Annotated in this window: 8 protein-coding genes and 1 pseudogene; 8 read left to right on the top strand and 1 reads right to left on the bottom strand. The window is 73.7% G+C overall.

Annotation, left to right across the window (positions count from 1 at the left end; all coding sequences use genetic code 11):
* Both ACXAHD_RS19705 and ACXAHD_RS19700 read left to right on the top strand, forming a co-directional pair.
* A partial coding sequence (locus tag ACXAHD_RS19705; RefSeq protein ID WP_475052321.1) for an OB-fold nucleic acid binding domain-containing protein occupies positions 1 to 656 on the top strand: 656 nt, incomplete at its 5' end.
* A 21-nt stretch (positions 657 to 677) separates the two neighbouring features.
* Positions 678 to 1,487, top strand: coding sequence for a DUF2567 domain-containing protein (locus ACXAHD_RS19700; protein WP_289213169.1), 810 nt, complete (start codon positions 678 to 680; stop codon positions 1,485 to 1,487).
* Here ACXAHD_RS19700 and ACXAHD_RS19695 read toward each other — a convergent pair.
* Positions 1,402 to 2,103 carry an LON peptidase substrate-binding domain-containing protein gene (locus tag ACXAHD_RS19695; RefSeq protein WP_281550583.1) on the bottom strand — a complete coding sequence of 234 codons (702 nt, stop codon included), beginning with the start codon at positions 2,101 to 2,103 and terminating at the stop codon, positions 1,402 to 1,404. The two genes, ACXAHD_RS19700 and ACXAHD_RS19695, sit on opposite strands and share 86 nt — an antisense overlap.
* A gap of 87 nt (positions 2,104 to 2,190) precedes the next feature.
* Between ACXAHD_RS19695 and hisD the strand changes: the two are divergent.
* From hisD to ACXAHD_RS19665, 6 genes and pseudogenes are all read left to right on the top strand, one after another.
* Positions 2,191 to 3,495 (top strand): annotated as a pseudogene (hisD, locus tag ACXAHD_RS19690) (histidinol dehydrogenase); the annotation flags it as partial.
* An 80-nt stretch (positions 3,496 to 3,575) separates the two neighbouring features.
* The gene (locus ACXAHD_RS19685; protein ID WP_281550582.1) at positions 3,576 to 4,754 is read left to right on the top strand and encodes a histidinol-phosphate transaminase; all 1,179 of its coding nucleotides are present in this window, start codon (positions 3,576 to 3,578) and stop codon (positions 4,752 to 4,754) included.
* The gene (gene hisB, locus ACXAHD_RS19680) at positions 4,754 to 5,365 is read left to right on the top strand and encodes an imidazoleglycerol-phosphate dehydratase HisB (protein ID WP_123602584.1); all 612 of its coding nucleotides are present in this window, start codon (positions 4,754 to 4,756) and stop codon (positions 5,363 to 5,365) included. Before ACXAHD_RS19685 ends, hisB begins: the two co-directional genes overlap by 1 nt.
* Position 5,366: 1 nt before the next feature.
* Positions 5,367 to 5,537, top strand: a complete 171-nt coding sequence (locus tag ACXAHD_RS19675) for a hypothetical protein (protein WP_281550581.1) — start codon at positions 5,367 to 5,369, stop codon at positions 5,535 to 5,537.
* Positions 5,537 to 6,202 (top strand): imidazole glycerol phosphate synthase subunit HisH, encoded by a 666-nt coding sequence (hisH, locus tag ACXAHD_RS19670; protein WP_475052316.1) that lies wholly within the window; start codon positions 5,537 to 5,539, stop codon positions 6,200 to 6,202. Before ACXAHD_RS19675 ends, hisH begins: the two co-directional genes overlap by 1 nt.
* Complete coding sequence (locus tag ACXAHD_RS19665; RefSeq protein ID WP_278170174.1) at positions 6,199 to 6,525, top strand: hypothetical protein; 327 nt, start codon at positions 6,199 to 6,201, stop codon at positions 6,523 to 6,525. The genes hisH and ACXAHD_RS19665 overlap by 4 nt, the downstream gene beginning before the upstream one ends.
* The last annotated feature ends 22 nt before the right edge of the window (positions 6,526 to 6,547 follow it).

The raw sequence follows: 6,547 nt of genomic DNA, 5'->3' as shown, positions 1-6,547 counted from the left end.
CGATCCCGGACGGCGAGTGGGACAAGACCGACCTGCTCACCTTCGAACGGGAGATGCTCGGCCTGTACGTCTCCGACCACCCGCTGTTCGGTGTCGAGCATGTCCTCGCCGCAGCGGCGGACATGTCCATCGCCGCCCTGTCCGAGGACGGCGCGGTCGCCGACGGTACCGTGGTCAACCTGGCCGGCATCCTCTCCGGGGTGCAGCGGCGGATCACCAAACAGGGCCGGGCGTGGGCGTCGGCCACCCTGGAGGACCTGGGCGGCGCCGTCGAGGTGCTGTTCTTCCCGAACACCTACGAACTCGTCGGCCAGTACATCGCCGAGGACGCCATCGTCGTGGTGAAGGGCCGGGTCGACCGACGCGACGACCAGCCCCGGCTGATGGCGATGGACCTGTCCGTACCGGAGATCACCGCCGCCGACGAGATCAAACCCATCGTGATCGCACTGTCCCCGGCCCGCTGCACCCCACCCCTGGTCGACAGCCTCCGCGACGTGCTGACCAGCCACCCCGGCTCGGCCGAGGTACACGTCAAACTCGTCAACGGCGGCCGCGCCACCCTGCTGCGCCTCGGCCCGCACCGGGTCGCCCCGACCACCGCCCTGATGGCAGACCTCAAAGCGCTCCTCGGCCCCACCGCCGTGGCCGGCTGAGATCTGCGAGAGGATCGACGGGTGAGTTCCACCGCTGACGCCGGCCCACCCGGTGATCCGACCGGCCCGTCCGGGGCGTCGCCGGCGCCGCCGCCCGACACCGGCGCCGTGGAGCCCACCCGGGCCGCCGGCCGGCGCCGGATCTGGCGTCGGCCCGGGCTGTACGTCGCCGCCGCGATCACCGTCGGTGGTGCTCCGCTCGGCGTCGCCTGGTCGATGCTGGCCCCCTGGATTCCGGTGGTCAGAACCGAGCAGGGCGCGGCGGTACGCGGCGGCGCCCCGGAGTACTTCGTCGCCGCCGACGGCTGGTTCGCGATGCTCGGCGTCGGCTACGGGATCCTCGCCGGGATCGTCGTCTGGGCGTCGTTGCCCCGGTCCCGTGGACCGTACGGGCTGGTCGCCGTCACCGTCGGTGGGCTCGGCGCGGCAGCGCTGGCCTGGACCCTCGGCCGGCAGATCGGCCTGGCCGGCTACCAGCGGGCACTGGAGACGGCGGCGCTCGGTGCCCAGTTGGAGCGGCCACCGGATCTGCAGGCCGGCGACTTCGACCTGTGGTTCGGCGTGCTGCCGACGGTCACCGGCGCGTTCGGTGCTCCGGCGCTCGGCGCAGTGCTGGCGTACACCATGCTGGCCGGCTGGTCCAGCCACCCGGACCTGCGTCCCGAGCCGGACCTGGTCGGGGCCGGACCCGACCACCCGGACCTGCGTCCGGAGCCGGCCCCGGACGTCGCCGCCGATCCGCGGATCAGTTCGGACTCGCCGGAATCGCCAACTCGGGCAACGGGACCGGCACCGCCCGCACCCGGCGCAGCAGCGCCACCTCCCGATTGAGCATCCGCAGCTCGGCCCGTAGCCGCCGGGCGGTGTCCAGCTCCGCCAGCAGCGCCTGCCGCTCACTGATGTGCAACGCGGCGGTCGCCGCCACCAGGTGGGACAGCACGGTCGGCTGCTCCGGCAGCTGTTCGGTGATCTCGGCCGAGTCGGTCCGGACCAGGTCGAGATACTGCCGGAACACCGCGAGCAACTGCGGCGCCAGCAGGTCGGCCAGCTCCTCGGACCCGGTCGGCTCGGGCAGCCACTGCACCGACGCGGTGAGGTACGGCGTACCTTCGGTGGCCAGGTCGGTGATCCGGAACCGGCGCCGACCCACCGTCACGAGGTCGTACCGTCCGTTCGGCAGCTCGGTGACCTGCCGCAGCTGCGCGGTGCAGCCGATCTCGTGCAGGCTCACCGAGGTCGGCGTCGGCGCGCCCGGCGGCCCGGCGGTCGGCAGCACCTCCCAGCCACGCCGGATCGCCACCACCCCGAACTCCCGGGGGACCCCGTCGGGCAGGCTGGTCAGATGCCGGACCAGCGCCCGGTAGCGCTCCTCGAAGATGTGCAGAGGCAGCACCAACCCGGGGAAGAGCACCGTCCCGAGCGGAAAGACCGGTAGCCGCTGACCCACCGGTCGAGCCTAGCGTGGTCACGCTCACTGTCCCGTCCGCTGGACGGGCGGCGTCCGGCCAGTGGGAGGACGCCTAGACTCGCAGGCGTGCTGAACCGGATCGACCTGCGAGGCGGGTCACGCGACCCGCGTGGCCTGCTGCCCCGTGCCCAGCTCGACGTTTCCGCGGCGGTCGAGCGGATCCGCCCGCTGGTGGAGGCGGTCCGTGACCATGGCTACCCGGCGATCCGGGAGGCGGCCGAGCGGTTCGACGGGGTCAGCCCGCACCGGCTGCGGGTGCCCACCGAGGCGCTCGCCGCGGCTGAGCGTGACCTCGACCCCGGGGTCCGGGCCGCGCTGCTGGAATGCATCGACCGGACCCGGCGGGTGCACGCCGACCAGCGCCGGACCGACGTCACCACCCAGGTGGTGCCCGGAGGCACCGTCACCGAACGCTGGGTGCCGGTCGGCCGGGTCGGGCTGTACGTGCCCGGCGGGCTGGCGATGTACCCGTCGACCGTGGTGATGAATGTGGTACCCGCCCAGGTCGCCGGGGTGGCGTCGCTGGTGGTGACCAGCCCGCCGCAGCGCGACAACGACGGGCTGCCCGACGCCCGCGTACTGGCCGCCTGCGCCCTGCTCGGCGTCGACGAGGTGTACGCGGTCGGCGGCGCCCAGGCCGTCGCGATGCTCGGCTACGGTGCCGCCGTCGATCCGGACGGGACCGACCGGTGCGCCCCGGTCGACGTGATCACCGGGCCGGGCAACATCTGGGTCACCGCCGCCAAGCGGCTGCTGCGCGGGGTGGTCGGCATCGACGCCGAGGCCGGCCCGACCGAGATCGCCATTCTCGCCGACGACACCGCCGACCCGGTGCACGTCGCCGCCGACCTGATCAGCCAGGCCGAGCACGACCCGTTGGCGGCCAGCGTGCTGGTCACCCCGTCGACCGGGCTGGCCGACGCGGTCGACCGGGAGCTGGCCCGGCAGGTGCCGGCCACTCGGCACGCCGACCGGATCGCCACCGCGCTCGGCGGCGAGCAGTCCGGCACCGTCCTGGTCGACGACCTCGACGCCGGTCTGGCCGTGGTCGACGCGTACGCCGCCGAGCACCTGGAGATCCAGACCCGGGACGCCCGGCAGTGGGCGCTGCGGGTCCGCAACGCCGGGGCGGTCTTCGTCGGCGCGTACGCCCCGGTGTCGCTGGGCGACTACTGCGCCGGCTCCAACCACGTCCTGCCCACCGGCGGCTGCGCCCGGCACTCCTCGGGTCTGTCGGTGCAGTCCTTCCTGCGCGGCATCCACCTCGTCGAGTACGACGCGGACGCGTTGCGTGACGTCGCCGACCACGTGGTCACTCTGGCCGAGGCCGAGGACCTGCCGGCGCACGGGCAGGCGGTCCGGGCCCGGTTCGCCGACCCGACCGGCAGCGCCGCCCCGGCAGCGAACTCACCGGCCGTTTCCCCGATCGCGGGTGGATCGACGGTGACCAGATGACCGGCCCGATCACCCTGGACGACCTGCCGATCCGCGACGATCTGCGCGGGCGCAGCCCGTACGGCGCACCGCAGTTGGACGTGCCGGTGCGGCTCAACACCAACGAGAACTCCTACCCGCTGCCGGACGTCGTGGTCGAGGCGATCGCCGAGGCGGTCACCGCCGAACTGCGGGAACTCAACCGCTACCCGGACCGGGATGCGGTCGCGCTGCGGGCCGACCTGGCCGGCTATCTCGGCCATGGGCTGACCACCGCCGGGGTGTGGGCGGCCAACGGCTCCAATGAGATCCAGCAGCAGCTGCTGCAGGCGTTCGCCGGTCCCGACCGGGTGGCGCTCGGCTTCACCCCGGCGTACTCGATGCATCCGCTGCTGGCGGTGGGCACCGGCACCCGGTGGGTGGACGGCCGGCGCGGACCCGACTTCGACCTGTCCGCCGACGACGCGGCCGGCCAGGTGGTCGAGCACCAGCCGGACCTGGTCTTCCTCTGCTCCCCGAACAACCCGACCGGGACCGCCCTGGACCCGGCGGTGGTGCGGGCGGTGCTGGCCGCCGCGCCGGGCATGGTCGTCGTCGACGAGGCGTACGCCGAGTTCGCCCGCCCCGGCACGGCCAGCGCGGTGCAGCTGCTGTCGACGCATCCACGGCTGGTGGTGACCCGGACGATGAGCAAGGCGTTCGGTTTCGCCGGCGGTCGGCTGGGCTACCTGGCCGCGCATCCGGCGGTGGTCGACGCGGTCCAACTGGTCCGCCTGCCCTACCATCTGTCGGCACTCACCCAGGCGGCGGCCCGGGCGGCGCTGGCGCACCGGGACACCCTGCTCGGTACGGTACGGGTGATCATGCATCAGCGGGACCGGATCGTCGCCGAGCTGCGTCGGCTCGGGCTCACCGTGGCGGACAGCGACGCCAACTTCGTGCTGTGCGGTGTCGATGGCGTCGCCGGTGGCGACCAGCGGGCCGTCTGGCAGGCGTTGCTGGAGCGTGGGGTGCTGGTCCGCGACGTCGGGCTGGCCGGCTGGCTGCGGGTGACCGCTGGGACGCCGCAGGAGACCGACGCGTTCCTCGCCGCGATGACCGAACTGGTCGCCAAGGCCGAACGGGCCGCCACGTCGCAGACAGCCGCAAATTTCCTCCCTGGCCTGCGGGCCGGAGCGTCCACGGAAGGAATCTGATGAACCGCACCGCGCGGGTCGAACGCACCACGGCCGAGACCAAGGTGCTGGTGGAGCTGGACCTCGACGGCACCGGCACCGCCGACATCGGCACCGGTGTCGGCTTCTACGACCACATGCTGCACCAGATCGCCCGGCACGGCGGTTTCGACCTGACCGTACAGACGGTCGGTGACCTGGAGATCGACGCGCACCACACGATGGAGGACACGGCGATCGCGCTGGGCACCGCGCTGCGCCAAGCGCTGGGCGACAAGGCGGGCATCCGCCGGTACGGCTCGGCCACCATTCCGATGGACGAGGTGCTGGTACGAGCGGCGGTCGACCTGTCCGGCCGGCCGTACGTGGTGCACGACGAGCCGGCGCTGGCGCCCTACATCGGGCCGGTCTACCCGACCAGCATGACCCGGCACATCTGGGAGTCACTCGGCCATTCGGCCATGATCACGCTGCACGTGTCGGTGCTGCGGGCCGCCCGCGACGGCGGCCACCCGGATGCGCACCACGTGGTCGAGGCCCAGTTCAAGGCGGTCTCCCGGGCGCTGCGCGAGGCGGTGGCGATCGACCCCCGGTCGGCCGGCTCGGTGCCCAGCACCAAAGGCGCGCTGTAACGTGGACAGCTTCCTGCCGGTAGCGCTGTTCGCGCTGGCCGGGGTGCTGGTCGGTGGTGCCTGGTCGCTGCATCGTCAGGGTGCCGGGCGCGGTGCCGTCGGCCTGGCCGCCGGGCTCGCCCTGCTGGCGGTCGCCGCCGGTGTGTTCTGGCTGCTACCCGGAGGTGACTGATGGCCACGCCACCGCCGGCCGTCGTGGTGCTCGACTACGGCTCCGGCAATCTGCGCTCCGCCGAACGCGCGCTGGCCCGGGCCGGTGCCCAGGTGACCGTGACCGCCGACCTGGCCGCGGCCGACGCCGCCGCCGGGCTGGTGGTGCCGGGTGTCGGCGCGTACGCGGCCTGCATGTCCGGCATCGACGAGTTGGGCGCGGCGCCGGTGATCGGCCGGCGGGTCGCCGAGGGACGCCCGGTGCTCGGCATCTGCGTCGGCATGCAGATCCTCTTCGAGTACGGCGAGGAGCACGGGGTGGTCACCAAAGGGCTCGGCCTGCTGCCCGGCGGGGTTCGCCGGCTGCCCGCCGAGCGGGTGCCGCACATGGGCTGGAACACCGTCGCCGCGCCGGCCGGCAGCACCTTGTTCGCCGGGCAGCCCGCCGACGCCCGGTTCTACTTCGTGCACTCCTACGCGGCGCTCGCCGTCGATCAGCTGACCGCCGCCGGCGCCCTGGTCACCACCACCGGTCACGGGGGCCGCTTCGTGGCCGCCGCCGAACGCGGTGCGCTGTCGGCGACGCAGTTCCATCCGGAGAAGTCCGGCCAGACCGGGGCCACCCTGCTGGGCAACTGGCTGGCCATGCTGACTGCGCCGACCACGACGGGAGGGGAGGACCGGTGAGCAAGGAACGGGCCCGCCGCCGGGCCGCCCGGCTGGCCGAGGCGGAACGCGAGCGGGCCGCCCGGGCCCGGACCAGCGCCCGCCGGCAGCGTCGTCGGTCCGCGCTGCGCCGGCTCACCCCACGCCGGCCGGGCGGGCGCACCGGGCGGTTGTTCATCCGGCGCAGCCGCGCCGAACGCGCCGGGATCGCAGTGCTGACCGTGGCGGCGCTGGCGGTCGTCTGGCTGGCCGTGCCCGACATGGCGCTGCGCCTGCTGCTGATCGCCGTACTGCTGCTCGTGGCACCCGCCGTCGTGGTCATCGCACTCGGCCGACGGACCTGACACCCACCATCTTCGAGGAGAC

Source organism: Micromonospora sp. ABR4_055, assembly GCF_056160425.1.
Note: the sequence above shows the minus strand (reverse complement) of the source record. Positions and strands in the feature narration are given on the sequence as shown.